Consider the following 19,465-nt stretch of genomic DNA (forward strand, 5'->3'; position numbering starts at 1 on the left):
GCCCCGAGCTAGTCCCTCGCCCGCGGCCCGGTGCCGCCGATCCCCGCGGCGTCCCGGCCGATCTTGAGGTCGGTGACGATGATCGAGCCGCCCTCGCGGATGGCCTGCGCGCGGTACATCCCCATCTTCAGGTAGGCCGCGCGCGTGCTCATCGTCCCGTCGCGGGGGCTCCAGTTCGTGACGCCGGTGGGACGACCGTCCCGCCACACCGTCACCGAGCCCTCGCTCGGGTCCTGCGCGAACGTGATCTTCATCGCGAGGTCGATCCGCTGGCCCGGCGACACCGGACCGATCGCCTGCATGTCGTCGCCCTCGCTGACCATGTAGAGCTGGCCGCGGGTGACCTGGAGCGCGAGCGGCGGCGACCCGTTGGGCGACGTGTGGTGCCACTGCAGGATGACCTGCCAGTTGCCCGTGTCCGTGGGGAAGTCGTCGGAGAGCTGCGCGGTGTAGCGGACGAACTGCTGGTCGCCGTCGACCGGCTCGGTGCCCGGGCCCTGCGGCAGCACCTCGCTGCGCTTGCCGCCGGGACCGAGGGAGAACTGCCAGGCCTGACGGTCCGGGTCGTCCGGGTTCGCGACGATCCGCGGGCGGGGTCCGTCCTCGACCAGCCCGTCGTTGGCGCTGTTGTCGAACAGGTCGGAGAACGCCCCGGACGCGGCGTCGAACAGGGCGCCGATCACGGGCTGCGGCCCCTCGCTGGTCGGGGTGGTCGACACCGCGGGCGGTGTCACCGGCACGACGGGCAGGGCCGACGACGACGAGGCGTCCGGGCTGCTCGGCACGACCGGGGAGAACAGGCCCGCGGGCGCCGCCGACGACGGGGCCGCCTCGAGCGGGGCGGACGTCGACACCGGCGAGCCGGGCGTGGTCAGCGCGAAGAGCGCGGCCACCCCGCCGCCGCCGATCAGGCCGATCGTGGCGCGCAGGGGGAGGCCGCGGCGGCGCGCGGACGGCTCGGCGGTCCCGCCCGCCGCGGTCCCGGGGGCCGTGGTCGGCGACGCCGTCGTGGTGGGCGCGGCGGTGGCGACCCGGGAGGTCGGGGCGGCGTGACGCCCGCTGGGCGGCCCGAGCACGGTGACGGTGTCGGGCGCGGCCGGGGCGTGGTTCGTGGCGTCGACCGCGGCGTGCCGGCCGGTCGACGTGGGCGAGGTCAGCGCGGTCACCGAGGTCGCCGCGGGGGCCGCGGTCGCGGCGACGTGGGTGGTCGCGGCCTCGGCGGGGTCGACCTGTGCCGTGGGGGCGTGGGCGGTCGGGGGGAGCGCGATCGGGGTCGTGGGGTCGTCGCCGGCCGGGCCGGGAGAGTCGGCGACGTCACGGTGCGCCGCGCGGTGACGGGTGCCGCCGGTCGTCGGCGCCACGAACGGCGCAGTGCCGGGGGCGCGCCGGTGACGCGGGCGGCCGTCGTCCTCGGTGCGGTCGGTGCTGCCGCCGGGCACACTCCCGGGGACGCGGAGGCCGCGGTGGGCGCGGCGGTTGCGTGATCCGCGTCGGCCGTCGCCGGACGAGGGGTCGGCGTGGGTCACCACGTCGGTCATCGAGGGCGTCTCCCGGGTCGGTCCGGGCGGGCGTCTCGCGCCCACCCCGCGGCCGTGCGGATCGTGCTCATGTGCGAACAGATTGTCACCCGACCGAGGCCTCAAGGTGCTTCCGCGCGTGTCCTTGGGCCGAACGGCGTGCCCCTCGCGGCGGATGGCTGCTCCATCCTGCCTGCACACCTCCACCACACTCGGTCGGTCGACCCCCGGGCTCTGGCCCGCGCAGATCTCGGTCCGGTCACGGGGTGGTGTCGGCCCGGCGTCGACGACCGGTCCGACGGACGGCGTCGGCCTCGCGGCGGCCTCACACGGACCCGGGCCGACAGCCCGTTCGGCGCGCGTCCCGGGCGGGTCGTCGCCGGGGATGCGCCCGTTCTGCCGGAGATGAGGAGATCGCGGTCGGGGCCACCGCTCGCCGTGCTCCGAACGGGTGAGCACCTCGGCCGGTCGTCGCGCGCCGACGGCGCGTGGGCGGCGCTCTCCTCAGGCTCTCTCAGGTTCGCGGTGTGTGCCCGGCCGATTCCCTAGCGTTCCCGGCGATGAACACGACGACCACACCGGAGCGCCCCGCCACGGGGTCGGGTCCGGGCACCACGACAGGTCCCCGCGGCCGCGACGGTGCCGGCCTGCTGCGGATCGGGCTCCACCTGATGCTGGCGGCCCTGCCGCTGCTGGCGATCTCCGCCCACGTGTTCGGCGTCATCAGGATGCAGGACTCCGCCCCGATCCTCGTCATCCCCCTGGCCGCCGCGATCGTCGCCCTCACCGTGCTCGCGCCGCACCGGGGCGACCGCGTCGTCGCCGACGGCATGCTCTGGGGCGTCGTCGGCTGCGCGATCTACGACGGCTTCCGTCTCACGACCGTCCACGTCTTCGGCTGGTGGGCCGACTTCATCCCGGTGATGGGCACGTGGATCACCGGCGACCCGGACGACATGACCTCCGGCGCCGTCGTCGGCTACCTCTGGCGCTACATCGGCGACGGCGGCGGCATCGGCATCACGTTCTTCGCGATCGCCTCGGCGATGGGGCTGCAGAAGTGCTCGCGCCGGGTGGCCGTCCTGGCCGCCGTGGCGTTCTCGGTGTTCCCCGTGTGGGCCGGCCTGATCGCCACCGTCTGGATCGCGCCGCAGGGCCAGACCATGATGTTCCCGGTCACGGCGACGACGCTGACGCTCTCGCTCGTCGGCCACCTGATCTTCGGCTGGATCATGGGCCTCGGCTTCCACCGCTCCCGGGCGGTGCGCGAATCCTGGCCCTGGGAGCCGCTCACCGGCAGCATGCCCGCCCTCCCGGTCGGCAGCGTCCGGGCGGCCCGGCCGGCCCTCCTGCCCTCGCCGCGGACGCCGCACACGCCGCCGGCCGGGCAGGCGATCGACCCCGACACCTGGGAGCTCTGGCGCCAGCGCCTCGAGGAGAACTCCCGCGCGCGGCGCACCCGCAGTCTGCACTGACCTCGTCACACCCCGCTGTCACGTCCCCGCTGTCACATCCCCTCTGTCACATCCCCTCTGGCCTCGCTCCCCAGCGCCGCCCCGGCCCCGGCCCGCTCCTCGCGGGTCGGGGCCGTCGCGGTGCACCGGTCGGAGACGGTGCAAGGACAGCGATACTGATCGGATGGCGAGACGCTCCGGGGTCCTGGCCGTCCTCGCGCTCCTGCTCGCGCTGGTCGCGGGCTGCGGCAGCGAGGATCCGCTCACCGAGGTCCGCGACGCGGTCGGTCGCACCTACGAGGAGCGCACCGCGCGGGTGGCGTTCACGTCCCGCACCGGCCCGCCGGGCACGCCCGGCACCGAGGTGACGGGCAGCGGCGTCGCGGACCTCGTCGCGCGCAGCGCCGACACGACCGTCACGGTGCCGCTGCTCGGCGGCGGGACGCGCGTGCTGCTGGTCGGTGGGCAGCTCTATGCCCAGGTGCCGCCGACGGTCGCGCTCCTGGTGCCCGGCGGGCGGCCGTGGGCGTCGATCGCGCTCGACCGGCTGGCGGCCGCGACGCTCGGCGGCCCGCTGCCGCAGCTCGCGGGGACGCCGACCGACCCGTTGCAGCAGGTCGCCGCTCTGCAGGGCGTCACCGAGGCCCGCCTCGTGGGGCCGGAGCCGGTGGACGGGACGCCCACGACGCACTACGCCGCGACGGTGGACCTGCTCGCCACTCCCGCGGCGGCGGACCCGGCGCAGCGGCCGGCGATCGACCGCCTCGTCGCGCAGATCGGCACGAACCGCCTGCCGACCGACTGCTGGGTCGACGAGCAGGGACTCCTGCGTCGCATCGCCCAGACCACCACGGCCCCCGAGCGCCCGGGCCGTCCCGCGACCTCGACCGCGGTCACCGTGGACCTCACCGAGCACGGCCTGCCGGTGACGGTGGCGCCGCCGCCCGCCGACCAGGTCACCGACATCGGAGCGCTCCTGCCGGCGGGCTGACCCGACGCCGGTCGGAGGCGGACAGCAAGCGGCCCCGGTGACGTTTCGGGGACGTCACCGGGGCCGCGGGCTGTGCGGCGTCCCGGATCAGGACGCGGCGGGCACCATGGCCGGGATGTCGGTGACCGTCGGCGCCGGGGTGGCCGAGGACGCGGTGTCCTCGGACGGCTCGGACGGCTCGGACTGCTCGGACTCCTGGGACTCCTCGGAGGTGGCCTCGGACTCCTCGGAGGTCGCCTGCTCGGTGGCCTCCTCGTCCTCCACCTCCTCACCGGCGGACGGGAGCTGGCCGCTGAGCGGGTCGAGGATCTCGCTGGCCGGCGGGCAGACCGCGTCGTGCACCGGGGCGATGGCCTCGTTGCCGGCCTCGAGGGCCTGGGCGGTGGCGTTGCCCGTGGCGCTGTTGACGGTGGCGTCGAGCTGCTCGTTCGCCGGGTCGACGATCGGGATCTCGCAGTCGTCCTGATGCTCGCCACCGTGCTCGGCATTCTCGCCGTGCGAGCTCTCGTGGCCGTGGGACGAGGGCGCCTCGCCGGCGAACGCCATCCCGGTGCCGCCGCCGATCAGGGCGAAGGCGGCGGTGGCGGTGAACAGCCCGCGACCGGCGACCGTCGTCATCGAGCCGGTGCGGCGAGCAGAGTGCATGCCCATACGGAAGAACCCCTCGCGTCAGGTGGGAAGCGGTTGGCGGCACACGAGGACGAGCCCCCCGCGTGCCTCGGGGAACGTGACGCTGCGTTCCCTGAGCCGGACAACGAGTGAGATCACGACTCGATAACGGTCGTGTCACGGGCTCACTCGGACGAGGGACGACCGCAGCGCGACATGTCTCCACGGCCGGTGGAGACCCTCGTCAGGGGAGCCGGGTCACCCACAGGGTCACCGCGCCGGCGTTGGAGAGGTAACCCGTCCACGCGTCGTTGGCGAAGGCGTAGAGGTAGCCGCCGCGCCCCACGAGGAGCTCGCGCCCCCCGGTGGGCCCGATCGGCAGGGTCGTGCCCTCGCGCACCGTGCCGTCGACGTCGACGACGTCGTCGGCCACGGTGACGACGAGCTCGAGCCACCGCGCCTCGGGGACCCGCCGGCTGCCGACGACGTCACTGCGCGGGTTCCCCGTGACGCGCTCGATGAGCCGGCGCACCCCGTCGAGCGCGGTCCCCACCGCGTAGGCGGGCCACGACGTGACCGGCCACGGGGACGCCCCGGTGCCCGGAGAGGCGACCAGGTGATCGCGCCAGCGACCGGAGACCGCGAGCACGTAGCGCCCCGGCACCACGTAGAGCCCGGTCTCCACCCACGGCTCGGCCGCCTCCACCGTGACCTCGGCCGTCTCGCCGGGCTCGAGCACGCGCCCCGGGCGGTACGGCGGGACGAGATCGCAGGACCGGCGCGCGACCGCCGAGGCGTGGACGTCCGGCGCGCCCTCGACGATCCGCGGGACGGCGCGCGGGCGGGGGCTCAGCACGTGCCACACGCCGTCGACGCCGTCGTCGAGGTCCGCGCACGGCCGGCCCGGGGGCAGCGGTGGCACGTCCTCGCGCCAGCGCAGGGCGACCGTGGCGTCGAGCTCCTCGACCATCCAGCGCAGCGCGCCGTCGGACAGCCCGGTCTCGGGCTTGCCGCCGCCGACGTCGCCGTGCCCGCCGGGGAACCAGACCTGGGCGAAGGACGCGTGCCGCCCGGCCGGCGGCGTCGGCCACACCGAGGGCACGTACGGCCCGCGCCGCTCGTCGGCGGCCAGCCCCTGGCGGGCGTGCCGGACGTCCGGGGCCAGCTCGAGGTCGTGGAAGGCGACGCCGGCCCGACCGGTCAGGCCCGAGAGCAGCCCGAACGTCCGCGGGATCCCCAGCGCGCCGACCGTGTCCCACACGCCGAGGAACGCGACGGGGGCCGGGTCGCCGGGGCCGAACCCGGGGTGGAAGGCGAGCCCGGCGCCGGACAGGTCGCCCTTGTCCCGGTAACCCTCGGTGAAGACGCGCGCGACGATCGCGGTGCGCGCCGCGTCGTCCTGGTCGGGGGTGAAGGCCACCAGCCCGCACTGCGCGAGCATCCCCACGGTGCTGCGCACGGTGAACGCCCCGCGGCTGAAGCCGAGGAGCACGAGCTCGTCGCCGGGCCGGAACGTCTCGGCCAGCCAGCGGTAGACCTCGCGGACGTGCTCGCCGAGGTCCGTCCCGAGCGCCCCGTCGAGCACCCGGCGGACCGGCCCGCCGTCGGTGCCGACGCCCGGGAAGTAGCGCGGCAGCTGGTCGTCGGTGGTCGCGAGCCGTGCGTGGAGGCGCGCGACGTTGGTGTCGTCGGTGGCGTTGTTCCAGGTGCCGTCGCAGGAGACGACGAGACGCCGCGGCACGCTCACCCGGTCAGTGTGGCGCCTCGTTGATCATCCGGCGAGGCGATCACTCGGCGAGGGCGCCCGCGAGCACGGTCTCGAGCAGGTCGGAGAGCTCGGTGGCGAGGTCGAACGGCGCGGGCTCGACGTCGATCCAGCGGATCACGGCCGAGAAGTAGCCGAGCGCCAGCATCCGGCCGACCTGGTCCGGGCCGGCGTGGGGGCGCAGCACGACGCCGGAGTCGATGACGAACTCGGCGAGGTCGCGCACGAGGGGATGGGTCACCAGCCAGTCGGTGTGACGCAGTCGCGGGGGCATGAGGGCGACCGTCTCGCGCCGGGTCTCGACGTTGAGGTCGGCCAGGGCCGCGAGGTAGCGACCGAGGACCTCGCGCAGCGGCAGCGGGGCCGCGGGATCGTGCGCGAACGACGAGGCCGCGCGCTCGCGCCGCCGCAGGGCCCACTCGTCGAGGAACGCCATCTTGCGGGGGAAGTGGTTGAACACCGTGGTCCGCGAGAGGCCGGAGCGGGCGGCGACGTCGTTCATCGAGGTCTCGTCGAAGCCCTTCTCGACGATCAGCGCCACCGCGGACTCGAAGACGCGGTCGTGGCGCTCGTGACGCTTGCGGGTGCGTCTGGGCATCGCCGCGGTGTCCATCGCGCCCAGTAGAGCACGTGCCCCGGCCCGGCATCCGCACCTCACGGGCCGTGCGGGAAGCTGGTCACCGGCAGCGAGCGGGCTGCCGCAGGGTGTGACGGGGTGCGGACGAGGGGGACCAGGAGTGGCGGGTCTCGAGACCGTCGATCGCGCGCCGGGCACGACCCGCAGCGCGCGCCGTCCCGAGATCGAGGGACTGCGGGGTCTCGCCGCCGTCCTCGTCGTCGTCTACCACGTCTGGATCGGGCGCGTCTCCGGCGGCGTCGACGTCTTCTTCCTGCTCTCGGGCTTCTTCATCCTCGGGATGACCGCGCGCGGCGCGATCCGGGGCGAGCGGGTCGCGCCGGCCACCACCTGGACCCGGCTTTTCTGGCGGCTCGTCCCCACCGCCGGGCTGGTCCTCGCTGTCAGCACGGTGGTCGCGGCCGTGCTGCTGCCGGCCTCGACGTGGTCGCGCAACCTGCACGAGCTGCTGGCCTCGGCGTTCTTCGTCGAGAACTGGCGTCTGGCGCTGGACTCGGTCGACTACTACGCCGACAACGGCGCCGCGAGCGTCGCCCAGCACTTCTGGTCGCTGTCGATCCAGGCGCAGTTCTACCTGCTGGCCCCGCTGCTGGTGCTCGCCGTGGCGCGGTGGGCCCGGTTCCGCGGCGCCGACGTGCGCGCCGCGCTGCTCGCGGCCCTCGCCGCGGTCGCGCTCGCGTCGTTCGTGCACTCGGTGATCGCCACGTCGTCCGACCAGGCCTTCGCCTACTTCGACGCCCGCACGCGCATCTGGGAGTTCGCCCTCGGCGGCGTCCTCGCCCTCGTGATCGACCGGGTGCGGCTGGGGAGGACCGCCCGCGTCGTGCTCGGCTGGGTCGGCGTCGCGGGCCTGGTGACGTGCGGCGCGGTCCTCGACGTCGGCGCCGCCTTCCCCGGCTACCTCGCGCTGTGGCCGGTGCTGTCCGCGGTTGCGATCATCGTGGCGGGCCGCGCCGGGGGTGCCGACCGGCTGCTCTCCACGCGCGCCGCCCAGTACCTGGGAAAGATCAGCTTTCCGCTCTACCTGTGGCACTGGCCGGTGCTCGTGGTGTTCCTGGTGCTCGCCGGGCTCCCGAGCGCGGGGGCGGTCGGTGGCCTGGTGGTCGTCGCGGTGTCGGTGGCCCTCGCGATCGCCACCCACCACCTCCTCGAGGAGCCGCTGCGCGGGGTGTCGCTCGCGCGGCTGGGCCGGGTGCGGGCGCCGGCGCTCGTGGCGGCCTGCCTGGTCCCGGCGCTGGTCGCGCTCGGCGTGTGGTCCGCCGTCGCGGCGGCCGGTGCGGGCGCGCCCGTCGCCCTCGGCGACCCCTCCCACCCGGGCGCCCTGGCCCTGGACCCCGGGGCGCTGTCGGCCGACCACGTCGTCGACGGCGACCCCGCCGCGCCGGTGGAGCCGTCGCTGGCGCGGCTGCAGGACGACTGGGCGGACTACCGGGACGGGTGCGCCCCGGTGGCCGACCACCCCGTGCTCGAGGAGTGCGTGCCGGTCCGCGCCGAGGGCGAGCCGCAGCGCCGGGTCACCCTCGTCGGCGACTCCCACATGCAGCAGATCCTCCCGGCCCTCGAGTCGCTGGCGCGGGAGCAGCACTGGGAGGTGCGCACGCTCGTCCGCGCGCGCTGCCCGTTCTCGACCGCGTCGGAGACCGACCCGGGCGACGCCTCGTGCATCGAGTGGAACGAGGCCGCGATCGAGCACCTCGCCGTCGCGCCGCCGGACGCGGTGGTCGTCAGCGCGTCACGCGACGTCCGCCAAGGGCTCACCGAGCAGACCCCGGAGGGCTTCGTGGCCGCCTGGCAGCGCCTCGACGCCGTCAGCGTCCCCGTCGTCGCGGTGCGCGACAACCCGCGCTTCGACCACCGCCCCGCGGAGTGCCTCGAGGCGCTGGGGCGCGGTGCCCCCGACTGCGAGATCCCCCGCGGCGAGCTCCTGGCCGCGGATCCGCCGTACGCGCTCCTCGACGGCGTGCCGGACAACGTCGGGTTCCTCGACCTCAGCGACGAGATCTGCACCCCGACGACCTGCCCGCCCGAGATCGGCAACGTGCTCGTCTACCTCGACGACAACCACCTCACGGCCTCCTACAGCCGCACGCTCTCGACGGCCGTGAGCCAGCGGCTGCCCGGCCTCCTGGGCTGGTAGCCGGCGGGTGGGTCAGCCACTCGGCTCTTCGCCCGAGCCGGCCAGGCCCTGCTCGTCGGGCTCGAGGTCGATGTCGAAGGCCGGCTCGACCTCCTCGGGGTCGGCGTCGGGCGCCGTGTCGGGGTTCTTCTCGTCGGGCTTCTTCTCGGTGGGGACCTTCGGGTCGCTGCTCATCACCGGGGTGCGTACCCCCGTCCCACCCCCGCGACGCCCGCTCGCGTGTCACGGGCGCGTGACGGCGCGGAGGTTGCGTCCGGCGCGGGAGACGACGCCCGTGACCTTGCCGACGGGCGCCGGCCGCCAACCACCACGGGGGGACAGCCGTCTGGATCCGTGAGTGCCGGGGCGTTCCCGGCGCTCGGGAGAAGGAGAGAGAAGGATGTTCGTCATCGTGGCCGTGGTCGTCATCGGCGTGATCTTCGTGACCGGTGCCCTGCTGGGCGTCAGCGTCGCGCAGAACCAGGCGTCGGACCGTGCCCGTCGCACCGCCCGCGACCGGCACATCTCGGCGATCCGCACCGACGCGCTCATCACGCAGGCCTGAGGCCCGCCGAGCCGGAGCCGGGCAGGAACATTCCGCCCGCCCGGCGACGTCGGAGCGGCGTGGACTTCGACGCGGGACACGCGGCCGTGGACGACGTGCCTGCCGACGAGCCCGCGACCTTCTTCACCGACCTCGACGGCGACGGGCTGGTCGACGTCACCGCGGCGGACACCGACGGCGACGGCGTGCTCGACCTCGCGTGGACCGACGCGGACGGCGACGGGCTGGTCACCGACGGCGAGGTCCACCCGCTCACCGACGGCGGCTGGTCGATCGACTGGTACCGCCACGAGGACAACTTCCGGGACGGGGCCCTGCCCGCGGACGCGTCGGCGGCCCGCGACGAGCACGGCATGCACGGCGACCCCGAGCAGGCCTCGTCGTACTGGTACGCGCAGTCGGTCAACGGCTACTGCGTGCCGGCGGCGGTCGCGCAGGTCGTGGGCGAGTGGCAGGGCACCAACGTCGGCGAGGGCGAGGTCGTGGCCCGCGCGGTCGTGCACGGCTGGCTCACCACCACCGACACCGACGGCGACGGAGCCCCGGACGACGCGTCGGGCATGACGTCGTCGGACGGCGAGGCGCTGCTCGAGAGCTACGGCATCCCCGCGACCACCACGCACGGGAGCCTGAAGGACCTGGAGCTCCTGCTCGACCGGGACCGCGACATCATCGCCTACGTCGACTCCGACGAGGTCTGGTACGGGGCGGAGGACGACCCGTCCGACGGTGGCTCCGACGCGAACCACGCCGTCGTGGTGACGGGGATCGACGACGAGAACGTGTACCTCGCCGACCCCGGCGACCCGAGCGGCGCGATCTCGGTGGTGCCGCGGGAGACGTTCGAGGACGCCTGGTCGGACTCGGGCCACGAGATGCTCGTGACCGACACCGCCCCGCCGCGGACCGCGCCCGCCGACAACGCCCCGGAGCACCAGCTCCCCCCCGAGGGCCACCCGGCCGCGGCGTCCGGTACTCCACCGACGGACGCCTCGAAGCCGGCGATCGGCCGCGGCCTGCTCTCGGTGGGCTCGACCGGCGTGGTGTTCCTGCCGATCGTGCTGCGCGACGTCGCGGTGGCGACCGCCTCGGTGTCCGCCCTGCTCGCCACCGCCGGCATCGTCCGCCGCCGCCACCCACGTGAGCGAAGTTCCCGGCTAAAGCCGGGAACTTCGCTCACGGGTCAGGAGCCGCAGGTCGTGGCGACGGTCTGGGCGACGCGGGTGGTGACCGTGCCGTAGTCCTCGGTCGAGCCGTCGCGCAGCCAGCCGAGGATGTCGTCCGAGCCGGCGACGAAGGCGTCGTGCTCGGGCGAGGTGGCGCCGTAGGTCGCGGCGAGCGCGTCCCCGCGGACCCCGACGACCCCGGCCCACCCGTCGCTCGGCGTCTGCCCGAGCGAGGTGACGGTGTCGTCCAGGGCGTCGGCGACGATCGTGGCGCACTGGTGGGCGACGGTCGGGGAGACGGGGGCGCTCGCGGGGCTCGGTGCGCTCGCGGTCGTCGTGGCCACGGCGTCGACGAGCGACGGGAGCTGCGAGCCGATCCCGATCAGCGCGATCCCGGCGCCCGCGACGGCGACGGCCAGCGGGGCGCGGGTCCCGGGGCGAGCGGCGCGCGGCGCCGTGCGGACGGCGCGGACGGCGCGGACGGGGTGGGCGGCCACCGCGCCGTGGGGCGGGGTGGGCACGCCGGTGACCGGGTGCGGGCGGTAGGCCGTCGGCGCGGGGTAGCCGAGCCCGGCGGGCGGGGCGTCCTGCGGCACGAAGCGGTGGGCGGGCGCCGGGACGGGGCCCGGGACCGCTGCCGGCGTCACGAGGGTGTCCTCCCGCCGGTGGTGCTGCCCCATGATCGACCCCCGAACGGCCTAGCGCTCCAGCGGCCGGTCGGACGCTGTGTGCCCGGTTGTCGAAGCGTGTGCCGGAACCGTTAGCCCTCGAGCGCCCGGATCGGGCGGGTCCACCGGATGGGGTGAACGTGGTCACCCGGGACGCCCAGCGGCTGGTCGGGGGGAACATGTCGCACCCTGTCAGGAACGGGTCCTAGCGTCCGCAGCATGTCCACGACACTCGCCATGATCAACCTCGACGGTCCCGACCCGCGGGCGCAGGCCACGTTCTACGGCGCCCTCCTCGGCTGGGACGTCGTCCACGCCGAGGACGAGTACGCGATGATCTCGGGCGAGGGCGCGCCGATCGGCTTCGGCCGCGTGGCGGGCTGGGTCGCGCCGCCGTGGCCGGACCCCGAGGGCACCAAGCGCTACCACCTCGACCTCGCGGTGGACGACCTCGACGCCGCCATCGACCGGTCCCGCGAGCTCGGGGCGTCGCTGCCCGACGACCAGCCGGGCGAGCGGTGGCGGGTGCTACTCGACCCCGTCGGCCACCCGTTCTGCCTCTGTCCGCGTTAGGCCCGCCGGCGCGCGAGCCCCGCGAGGTAGGCGGCCTGGCCGGCGTGCTGGATGTCGTCGTCGACGACGCTCACCAGCCGCACCCCGCGGGTGACGGGCGGGTCCCAGCGGTCGTCGATGACCTCGTCGAGGTCCTCGCCGCGCAGGGTCCGCAGGTAGGCGACGGTGCGCTCGTGCACGGCGTCGAGGTACCCGGTGATCAGGGCGGGGTCGTCGACCCGGACGGACGCGACCTGCTCGCTGGTGTGGCCGTAGCCGATCGAGGCGTCGTCGAGGGGCAGGTCGAAGCGACGCGCCCAGCCGTCGGCGGTCCAGACCTGCTCGGTGCCGGCGAGCTCGGCGACGTGGTCGTCCTGCACCCGGGTCAGGTGCCACACCAGCCAGGCGATCGGGTTGGACTCGTCGTCGGGCCGCCAGCCCAGGTCGTCGGCGCTCAGCCCGTCGACCGCCCGGGTGGCGTCTCCACGGGCGCGTTCGAAGGCGTCGACCAGCACGTCGATGGCATCCACGATGTCTCTCTCCTCCCGCCTCAGCGCACCGAGGCGAACACGACGACGTTGTCCCGGTAGGACAGGGTGTCCTCGTCGAACGGGCCGCCACACGTGAGCAGCCGCAGCTGTGGCGACGTCGACGGACCGTAGATCCGGTCCGAGGGCAGCGTGTCCTTCGGGTAGTACTCCACGGCGTCGACCCAGAACCGCGCGGTCTCGCCGTCCGAGCGCGGCACCTCGATCATGTCGCCAGGCCGCACGCGGTCGAGCTGGGCGAAGACGGCCGGCCCGCGCCGGGTGTCGACGTGACCCGCGAACACGGCGGGTCCGGGGTCGCCGGGCACCGCGCTCGAGGTGTACCAGCCGACCTGGCCGAAGTCGGTCGGCACCTGCAGGGCGCCGCGGTAGTCGATCCGCAGGTCGGCGATCGTCAGCGCCGCCAGCCCCACCGACGGGATCTGCATCCCGGTGGGACGCAGGCCCTCGGGGGCCGCGAGCGCCGCGGCCAGCGGCATCCGGGGCGCGGGCGGGACGTCGGGCTCCTCGGAGAACCAGCTCTCGAACCAGGCACCGACGGAGCTGATCGTGCCGAGCCCGGTCGGGGCGGCCAGGCCGCCGAGGCCGGCCCCGGTGCCGCCGTGGGGCACCGGGGGGACGCGCGGCGGCAGCGGGGTCTCGGGGTCGGGGGTCGGGCGGGGCGTCGGTGTCGCCGGCCCAGTGGGCGTCTCCGACGTCGGCTCGGTGCCGGGGCCGGGCACGCCGGCGACGGTCGCGGCGTCCGGCACGGCCTCGACGATCAGCTGGCCGTCGGGTTCGCGTCCCACGAACAGCGTCGTCACGCCGCCGTCGGACAGCGGCACCGTCGTCGTGCTCGTGGACCCCAGGCGGGACCGGCCGTCGACCTCCCACGTCCGCGCGGGCACCGTGGCGTACGGGGTGGTCGAACCGTAGAAGAGGTCGCGCCCGAGCGGCGGGCCGCCGGTGAGGTCGATGTCCAGCGCGCCGACACCGTTCGCGCCCTGCACGACGCGGACCTGCGTCGATCCGGCCGCGGCCGGGGCGGTCTGGTCGTCGAGCACCTGCAGCTCCGGGCTGCCCGACGTCGCCGAGTCGACGAACGCCGCGGTCTGGGCGGTGCCGGCGGGCACGTCGACGGACACCCGCACCGCCGGCGGGCTCGTGGGGCTCGCGCCGGCCGGGCGGGCCGTGAGCGTGTACGTCCCCGCGGGCTCGGTGAGGTACGGCGAGGTCCCCCGGTAGGCCACGCCGGGGGCGACGAGCGTCTCGGGCCGGTCCGGGCCGGTGACGTACATGTCGACCGCGGGCGTCGCCGGTGACAGGTGCGCGACGCGCAGCATGCCCGTCGAGCTGTCGGCCGTGGCGGACGTGACGCCGAGGGTCACGGTCGCGGCCACCACGGCGACCAGCACCGCAGCGAGCGTGACCCAGACCAGGGGCCGGCGCCAGGGTGGGCGCCGCCCGGGAGACGCGGCCACGTCGGTCGGTGGGGCGTCGGCCGGTGGGGATTCGCTCGGCGGGCGTCGGCCTGGTCCTGCGCTCCGGTCACGGGGAGCTCCTCGGCGGCGGGGGACGGCGGGGGACGAACGGGGAGCGCGACGATCAGGGAGCGGGACGGCGCCGCCGGCGGGCGCGGAGCGTGTCCGACCGCTCACCCCACGGCACGCGGTCACCCTAGTGGGGCAGTACCCCGAACGGAGGACTACCCGGGACGAGGGGTGCCGGGTTCCGAGAGCCCGTCCTGCTCTGGGCGAACACCACCCCGAGCAGGGCCCGCGGGGATCACGCTGGAGCCATGAGCTCCAGCCTGTACGTGGCCCTGCGCAGCGGTCACGAGCACACCGTGACCGGTCTCGACGACGACGAGGCGGCCGCGCTGCGTGCGCGCATCGTCGCCCACCTCGACGCCCGCGAGTCCCACCCGACGCTCGACCTCGGCGACGGCACCACCCTGCGCACCGACGCCGTCGTGATGACGCGCGTGCACGACGAGGGGCCGCGCACCGGCTTCGTGGGTGAGGCGCGCCAGTGGTCAGGTGTCGAGCGGTGACGTGGCGAGCGGTGAGGCGGCGTCAGGTCGTGCGGCGGGGCGCGGGGACGCGGGCGTGGGCCGCGGCGCGCCGCGCGAGGTAGGCGGCGACCCGGCGCCGGGCGGTGCTCCACGCCGGCCGCCCCGCGCCGAGGTCGTCGAGCACGATGTCGAAGAGCGTCGGCAGCACGGGGTCGTCCCAGTCACGGCCGGCGAGGTCGGTGAGCGTCGGGACGTCGAGCCCCGTGCCTACCCACGCGATGGCGAGCTCCACGATCTCGGCGGTGTCCCAGGGCTTGCCGAGCACCTGCGCGGCCCGGGCCTCCGGCGGCGTCATCTCCTGCAGGGAGGGCAGCGCCGCGAGCCCGGCCAGGAGCTCGGACGTCCGCTCGGCGCGTCCGCGCTCCGCCGTCGGCCGCCGTTCGGCGGTGATCGTGCTCGCCATCGTCTCCCCCACCATTGCTCAGCGTGAGATGGCGCCCCACCGATCTCACTCGCTCAGGCTAGCGCGGTGCGGACCTGCCGCCTACGGGCACTTCTCGTGATCATGGTTCTGCTGTGAACCGCGGGTTGACAGTCGTGGCATCCTCGAGCTTGTGAACCTGGAGTTGTCATTGGAGCGGGCCGTCGTGGAGGCGGCCGGACAGGTGGAGGTCGCCGACCCGGGCGGCAAGCCCGACGACCGTGAGGGCGAGCGAGCCTCGCGTCACCGGGCCGTCGCCGAACTGCGGTCGGCGCTGACGGTGGAGGCCGCGGTGCGGGCGGCTGCGGCCGACGTGGTCGAGGGACGGGCGGAGGCCGCGGTGTGGCTCGGCGCCAGCCTGGCCGACCTCGCCGCCGTCACCGGACGCACCCGTCAGGCGGCACGCAAGCGCTGGCCGGGCCTGGGCGATGTCTCCCGGCGCCGGCGTTTCCTCGGCTACCACGTCGACGACGTCCTCTGGGCCGCGCGCCTGGTGCTCGACGCCGCCGACGACCTCGAGGGCGTCGACGAGACCGCGCGCGCGGCGCTCGCGGACGCCGTCGCCGAGGCGGAGCGGTCGTTCCGGGGCGAGCCCGCCGACGCTGCCACCGGCGCTGCCACCGACGCTGCCGTCGACGTCGCCACCGCCGTCGCCCGCTGGCAGGCGTTCGACCGTCTCGTCGACCGGCACCTGCGCGACCTCCTGGCCGGCGTCCCCGACGAGCCGGCCGACCCCACCGCGGGCTTCGCCGCCCACGGCGCGCGCGGCGTCCTGCGCTACTACGACCACGCCGTGCACGAGGCGGTCGAGACCGGCGACTGAGATGCTTCGGAAAGCGAAGCATCTCCGTCGGCGCGGCGTGTCGTCGCCGATTCCGCCGGACGGGCGGTGGCCCCCCGTGGCGCGGACACCGACGGCACGGCGCGTGACCGGTGTCCCCCACGTCCGTCACGGGGATCACGGGGTGATCGCGGGCGTGGCCCGCCGGCGTGACCACCGGTGCGGACCGGGACCCGGACGTGCGCGGACGGCGCCGGGGAGATTCGCGCCGGGCGCCGGGACGCGCTAGAGACCTCGGGTCATGGGGATCTCCACGCCCATCCACGACGCGCTGGCCGAGGCCCTCGACGCCCTCCGGGGTCTCGACGTCTCGTTCGACCGCCCGATGGATGCGACGAGCACCGACACCGAGCACGACGCGGGCGGCCGTGACGACCTGCCGGCGCCGACCGTCGCCGGGGACGCCGAGCGCATCGTCGCGCTGGCCTGGGCGGAGGCCGCGGACCTTGGCCACGGCGCGTTCGGCACCGGGCACCTGCTGCTCGCCCTGGTGCGCGCCGAGGGCCCGGAGCGCGGGCTCCTCGCGGAGGCCGGGGTGACCGCGTCGACGGTGGGCGCGGCGATGGCGCTGGTCGCGTCGGCCTCGCTGTCCGAGCCCGTGGACGGGGGCGGCGACGGCGTGCCGGTGGCGGGGCCTGCGGTCGCCGAGGTCCTCGCGGCCGGGGCGAGCGACGGCGTCGTCAGCGCCGCGGGCCTGCTCACGGCGCTGCTCGCGCGGCCGTGGGGCCAGGCGGCGGAGATGCTCGCCGCGCTCGGCGTCGACACCGACGAGCTCACCGGCGCGCTCGCCGGCCTGGCCGAGCGCCCCGAGCCCGCGCCCCGCCCGATGCCCCGCGACCCGAGCGAGCTGCTGTCGTCGGCCTGGCGGCGGCCCGCAGAGGCGTGACGATCTCGTCGCGGGCAGGCACGATCCGGGCATGGCGAAGCCCAGCTGGATCCGTGCCGAGGACGGGGACCTCTACCGCGCGTCGGAGGTCGTCGCGGTCAAGACGACGCCGCACCCCAACGGCGGGCTCATGGTGGCCGTCGAGACCGAACGCCACGACAACATCGACGTCACCGGCCACCTGGACGACGTCGACGCCGCCGCGAAGGGGCGCGACGCGCTCGCCCATCTCCTCTCGCACGTCGAGAAGGGCACCGTGATCAGCTACGCGTCGGGGCGCTTCGAGGTCGGCGACCTCCACTGAACCGACCTCCACCGGGCCGAACTCGATCGGGCGGGCGTCAGGGACGAGGCCCGTACGCGTCGAGGAAGCGGTCGCGGAAGGTGTCCATCCGCCACGCGGGAGCGCCCGGGTCCGGGGTGAGCCCGTCCGACCAGCCCCAGTCGTCCACGGCGGCGAGCACGGCCGGGTCGCGGCTGACGATCGAGATCGGGACGTCCCGGTTCGCCGTCGGCCCGGTCACCACGGGCGAGGGCTGGTGGTCGCCGAGGACGACGAGCACGGGCGCGCGGTCGGGACGCTGGACGGCCTGACGCTCGGCCCAGTCGTAGAGCGTCGAGAGCGTGTACTCGATCGACCGCCGGTAGTCGTCGCGGACCTCGGCCGAGTTCGTCGTGACGATCGACTGGAACGACTGCTGCGGCTCCTCGGGGCCGAACACGCTGCCGTCGCCGACCGCGTCCCACGGCACGGTGCGCGGCAGCGGCGCCCACGGGCCGTGGCTCGAGGTCAGGACGAGCTCGGCCATCGTCGGGGGCGCCCCGGGGCCGCGCTCGAGGCGGTCGAACGCGGAGAACAGGTACTGGTCGGGCATCGGCGACCAGCTGAAGCGCGGCCCCCGGTAGCCGAGGTCGTCGTGGGTGTAGGCGCGGTCGAGGCCGAAGAACGCCGCCTCCGGCCAGGGGCCCGTGGTGCCGGGCTGGACGGCGACGGTGCGCCAGCCGGCCTCGTGGAAGGCGCGCGAGAGCGTGAGGCGGCTCGACGACGTCAGGTCGGTGTGGCGCTGCTCCCCGTCGATCCACAGCCCCGAGAGCAGCGTGGCGTGCGCGAGCCAGCTGCCCCCGCCGGCGACGGGGGAGGTCAGCACGCCCGTGCGCGCGCCGTACCCGACGGCGCCGAGGCGTCGCTCGCCGTCGGCGACCACCGCCCGGACGGGGCCCGCCATCTCGGGGTCGTCGAGGGCGGACAGGCCGTAGCTCTCGACCGCGACGATCACGACGTCGCGCCCGCGCAGCGCGGTGAGCAGGCGGTCGCCGGGCACGTCGCGGTAGGCGTCAACCGAGGCCTCGCGCTCGAACGCCTGCTGGTCGCGCACGCCGTCCCCGATCGCGACGGCCCGGTCGACGGCGCGGATGGAGACGTCGCGCGACGCCACGGGCACGCCGGGCAGGAGCTGCGCCGAGAGCGTCCAGGCCACCATCCAGGCCACCGCGAGCACCCCGGCGAGCCGCAGCGCGCCGGACCGGTGGTCGGCGGCGATCCGCGCGAGCCGGGCCACCGCGCCGCCCGTGCCGACCAGCAGCGCGACCCCGAGCAGCGTCGCGAGCACCGCCACGACGACGCCGACGACGGGCCCGGACGTCTCGGCGACGAAGTCGTAGGCGTTGCCGAGCAGCACCGCGTCGCGCGCCGGGTCGAACGGGCGCGCGATCGCGACGGAGAAGCCGAGGTCGAACAGCGTCAGCACCAGCATCAGGCCGAGCACGACGCCGGCGATCCACGCGGCCACGAGCCGTGCCCAGCGCGGCAGGAGGACCGCCACGACGAGCGCGACGAGGACCTCGAACGGGATGCGGAGGCCGGACTGCGGCACGAGGCGCGCGATGTCCCCAGGGGTGAGGAGCGCGACGAGCACCAGCAGCGCGGCCAGCGCCGTCACCACCGCGGCGAGGCCGCGGCGGACGCGGACGGGGTGGGTGTCGGCGCTGCGCCAGAGCCGGACGACGTCGCGGCCGAACGACCACAGCAGCGCCAGGAGGGCGACCCCGACGAGGACCTGCGCGGCCACGAGCGGCAGCAGCTCCGAGGCCGCGACGACCAGCACGATGCCCTGCGCCGCCGCCACGACCTTGCCGGAGAACTTCGTCTCGAGCTCCCCGCCCAGCCAGGGGAGCACGACGCCCGCGGCGACGAACAGGTAGCGCGCGAGCCCGATCAGCAGCACCCACGACCCGAGCTGGCCCGCGACGTGCCACGACAGCACGAGAAGCAGGAACGCGTCGAGCTCCATGTCGAAGCGTGCGCCGAACTCCGAGGCCACGTTGCGGCGCCGCGCGACCTGGCCGTCGACCCCGTCGAGCAGCAGCGCCACGCTCGCGAGCACGACGAGTGCGGGCGTCGACACCGGGTCGGCGACGAGCGCGGTCACGCCCACGACGAGCACCCCGCGGGCCAGCGTCACCCGTCCCGCCGGGCCCAGGGCCGGCACGCCGGCGCCCACGAGCGCCGCGAGGAGCGCCGCGGCCGCCGCGGCCCCGACGACGAGGCCGAAGGGGCCGAGCCCGAGCCCCTCGGCGAGCACCCCGAGCAGACCGGCACTCGCCAGCGCACCGCCGACGAGCTCGACGGTCAGGATCGCGGACGGGCCGTGCTCGCTCTGCACGCGTGCCAGCATG

The 19,465-nt window shown here is 75.5% G+C and carries 20 protein-coding genes; 10 read left to right on the forward strand and 10 right to left on the reverse strand.

The annotated features are described in order from the left end of the window. Window positions 1-8 precede the first annotated feature (8 nt). The gene (locus OG774_RS25650; protein WP_328305152.1) at window positions 9-1,538 is read right to left on the reverse strand and encodes a heparin lyase I family protein; all 1,530 of its coding nucleotides are present in this window, start codon (window positions 1,536-1,538) and stop codon (window positions 9-11) included. Window positions 1,539-2,077: 539 nt separating this feature from the next. On the opposite strand from OG774_RS25650, the gene OG774_RS25655 reads away from it, so the two are divergent. Continuing rightward, the gene (locus OG774_RS25655; protein ID WP_328305153.1) at window positions 2,078-2,992 is read left to right on the forward strand and encodes a hypothetical protein; all 915 of its coding nucleotides are present in this window, start codon (window positions 2,078-2,080) and stop codon (window positions 2,990-2,992) included. A 163-nt stretch (window positions 2,993-3,155) separates the two neighbouring features. Further along, window positions 3,156-3,962, forward strand: a complete 807-nt coding sequence (locus tag OG774_RS25660; protein ID WP_328305154.1) for a hypothetical protein — start codon at window positions 3,156-3,158, stop codon at window positions 3,960-3,962. A gap of 87 nt (window positions 3,963-4,049) precedes the next feature. Here OG774_RS25660 and OG774_RS25665 read toward each other — a convergent pair whose 3' ends face one another. The 3 genes from OG774_RS25665 to OG774_RS25675 all read right to left on the reverse strand — a co-directional run bounded on the left by OG774_RS25665 (window position 4,050) and on the right by OG774_RS25675 (window position 6,934). Further along, window positions 4,050-4,607, reverse strand: a complete 558-nt coding sequence (locus OG774_RS25665; RefSeq protein WP_328305155.1) for a hypothetical protein — start codon at window positions 4,605-4,607, stop codon at window positions 4,050-4,052. A gap of 208 nt (window positions 4,608-4,815) precedes the next feature. After that, window positions 4,816-6,318 (reverse strand): DUF2235 domain-containing protein, encoded by a 1,503-nt coding sequence (locus OG774_RS25670; protein WP_328305156.1) that lies wholly within the window; start codon window positions 6,316-6,318, stop codon window positions 4,816-4,818. 40 nt (window positions 6,319-6,358) lie between these two features. Next, window positions 6,359-6,934 (reverse strand): TetR/AcrR family transcriptional regulator, encoded by a 576-nt coding sequence (locus tag OG774_RS25675; RefSeq protein ID WP_328305157.1) that lies wholly within the window; start codon window positions 6,932-6,934, stop codon window positions 6,359-6,361. Window positions 6,935-7,073: 139 nt separating this feature from the next. On the opposite strand from OG774_RS25675, the gene OG774_RS25680 reads away from it, so the two are divergent. Then, window positions 7,074-9,110: an acyltransferase family protein gene (locus OG774_RS25680; protein ID WP_328305158.1), complete on the forward strand. Its 2,037-nt coding sequence runs from the start codon at window positions 7,074-7,076 to the stop codon at window positions 9,108-9,110. Between the two features lie 12 nt (window positions 9,111-9,122). Here OG774_RS25680 and OG774_RS25685 read toward each other — a convergent pair whose 3' ends face one another. Next, window positions 9,123-9,284, reverse strand: coding sequence for a hypothetical protein (locus tag OG774_RS25685; RefSeq protein WP_328305159.1), 162 nt, complete (start codon window positions 9,282-9,284; stop codon window positions 9,123-9,125). A gap of 205 nt (window positions 9,285-9,489) precedes the next feature. On the opposite strand from OG774_RS25685, the gene OG774_RS25690 reads away from it, so the two are divergent. Together OG774_RS25690 and OG774_RS25695 are read left to right on the forward strand one after the other, a co-directional pair. Continuing rightward, window positions 9,490-9,654, forward strand: coding sequence for a hypothetical protein (locus OG774_RS25690; protein ID WP_328305160.1), 165 nt, complete (start codon window positions 9,490-9,492; stop codon window positions 9,652-9,654). 86 nt (window positions 9,655-9,740) lie between these two features. Beyond that, window positions 9,741-10,895, forward strand: a complete 1,155-nt coding sequence (locus OG774_RS25695) for a C39 family peptidase (RefSeq protein WP_328305161.1) — start codon at window positions 9,741-9,743, stop codon at window positions 10,893-10,895. Here the strand turns inward: OG774_RS25695 and OG774_RS25700 are convergent. Next, complete coding sequence (locus OG774_RS25700; RefSeq protein ID WP_328305162.1) at window positions 10,838-11,467, reverse strand: hypothetical protein; 630 nt, start codon at window positions 11,465-11,467, stop codon at window positions 10,838-10,840. The genes OG774_RS25695 and OG774_RS25700 overlap by 58 nt on opposite strands. A 240-nt stretch (window positions 11,468-11,707) precedes the next feature. On the opposite strand from OG774_RS25700, the gene OG774_RS25705 reads away from it, so the two are divergent. After that, entirely contained in the window at window positions 11,708-12,061 is a 354-nt protein-coding gene (locus OG774_RS25705) for a VOC family protein (protein ID WP_328305163.1), read from the forward strand. Here the strand turns inward: OG774_RS25705 and OG774_RS25710 are convergent. Further along, on the reverse strand, window positions 12,058-12,570 hold the full coding sequence (locus OG774_RS25710; RefSeq protein ID WP_328305164.1) for a mycothiol transferase: 513 nt from the start codon (window positions 12,568-12,570) through the stop codon (window positions 12,058-12,060). The two genes, OG774_RS25705 and OG774_RS25710, sit on opposite strands and share 4 nt — an antisense overlap. Window positions 12,571-12,590: 20 nt before the next feature. Continuing rightward, entirely contained in the window at window positions 12,591-13,982 is a 1,392-nt protein-coding gene (locus tag OG774_RS25715; RefSeq protein ID WP_328305165.1) for a class F sortase, read from the reverse strand. Window positions 13,983-14,365: 383 nt separating this feature from the next. On the opposite strand from OG774_RS25715, the gene OG774_RS25720 reads away from it, so the two are divergent. Further along, on the forward strand, window positions 14,366-14,620 hold the full coding sequence (locus tag OG774_RS25720; protein ID WP_328305166.1) for a hypothetical protein: 255 nt from the start codon (window positions 14,366-14,368) through the stop codon (window positions 14,618-14,620). A gap of 22 nt (window positions 14,621-14,642) precedes the next feature. On the opposite strand, the gene OG774_RS25725 is transcribed toward OG774_RS25720, so the two are convergent. Then, window positions 14,643-15,044, reverse strand: coding sequence for a hypothetical protein (locus OG774_RS25725; RefSeq protein ID WP_328305167.1), 402 nt, complete (start codon window positions 15,042-15,044; stop codon window positions 14,643-14,645). Between the two features lie 151 nt (window positions 15,045-15,195). Between OG774_RS25725 and OG774_RS25730 the strand changes: the two genes are divergently transcribed. The 3 genes from OG774_RS25730 to OG774_RS25740 all read left to right on the forward strand — a co-directional run bounded on the left by OG774_RS25730 (window position 15,196) and on the right by OG774_RS25740 (window position 17,093). Then, window positions 15,196-15,885 carry a hypothetical protein gene (locus OG774_RS25730; RefSeq protein ID WP_328305168.1) on the forward strand — a complete coding sequence of 230 codons (690 nt, stop codon included), beginning with the start codon at window positions 15,196-15,198 and terminating at the stop codon, window positions 15,883-15,885. A 259-nt stretch (window positions 15,886-16,144) separates the two neighbouring features. Then, window positions 16,145-16,789 (forward strand): Clp protease N-terminal domain-containing protein, encoded by a 645-nt coding sequence (locus OG774_RS25735; protein ID WP_328305169.1) that lies wholly within the window; start codon window positions 16,145-16,147, stop codon window positions 16,787-16,789. A gap of 31 nt (window positions 16,790-16,820) precedes the next feature. Then, window positions 16,821-17,093: a hypothetical protein gene (locus OG774_RS25740; protein WP_328305170.1), complete on the forward strand. Its 273-nt coding sequence runs from the start codon at window positions 16,821-16,823 to the stop codon at window positions 17,091-17,093. Between the two features lie 37 nt (window positions 17,094-17,130). Here OG774_RS25740 and OG774_RS25745 read toward each other — a convergent pair whose 3' ends face one another. Beyond that, entirely contained in the window at window positions 17,131-19,452 is a 2,322-nt protein-coding gene (locus OG774_RS25745) for a CDP-alcohol phosphatidyltransferase family protein (RefSeq protein ID WP_328305171.1), read from the reverse strand. Window positions 19,453-19,465: the final 13 nt, after the last annotated feature.

The organism is Actinomycetospora sp. NBC_00405, assembly GCF_036044095.1.
Classification (GTDB): Bacteria; Actinomycetota; Actinomycetes; order Mycobacteriales; family Pseudonocardiaceae; genus Actinomycetospora; species Actinomycetospora callitridis.